We start from the raw sequence: 602 nt of genomic DNA, 5'->3' as shown, positions 1-602 counted from the left end.
GACGCGGCGGACGCCGCGGTGGCCGCCGGGCTGTGGAGCGGGCTGGCCCTGGAGGAGGCCGGCGGACCCGCACCGCGCGGCCCGCTCGCGGCCATGCTCGGGAACCTGCTCGGGTACGAGGTGTTCCGGCTGGTCACCGGGGCGCTGCCGGCCGAGACGCGGGGGCAGGTGCTGGTGCAGGACATGGCGTCCTTCGACGTCCTGGCGGAGCGGCTGCTGCCGCATCCGCGGTGTCCGTTCTGCCGGCCGACGCCCGCCCCGGCCGAGGCCGTCGACCTGACGGCGGCGCCGGAGCGGCCCGCCTTCGAACCGGTGGTGGCCGCCGCGCCGGACGACGAGGCGACCGAGGGCCCGCTCGCGGAACTGGACCGCCGCTCGCTCGCGCTCCGGCCGTCGGTCGGTGTCTTCACCCGGTACGCGGACGAGCCGGTCACGCAGACTCCGCTGAAGGTGGGCGCCGTGGAGGTGGGGCTCGGCGCGGCCGGGACCCGGACCGTCGCCGCGTTCGACGTGCAGCACACCGCCGGGGCCCGGCTGCGGGCCCTGGACGCCGCGGCCGCCGTCTACGCCGAGCACGTGGTCCCGGCGGCCCCCGTCGCGGC

At 78.9% G+C, this 602-nt stretch carries 1 pseudogene; it reads left to right on the top strand.

Annotation, left to right across the window (positions count from 1 at the left end):
- A pseudogene (locus G3I53_RS18025) lies at positions 1–602 on the top strand (hypothetical protein); the annotation flags it as partial.

This window comes from Streptomyces sp. SID14436 (assembly GCF_010548465.1).
Classification (GTDB): Bacteria; Actinomycetota; Actinomycetes; order Streptomycetales; family Streptomycetaceae; genus Streptomyces.
This window is presented reverse-complemented; position numbering and strand designations above follow the sequence as displayed.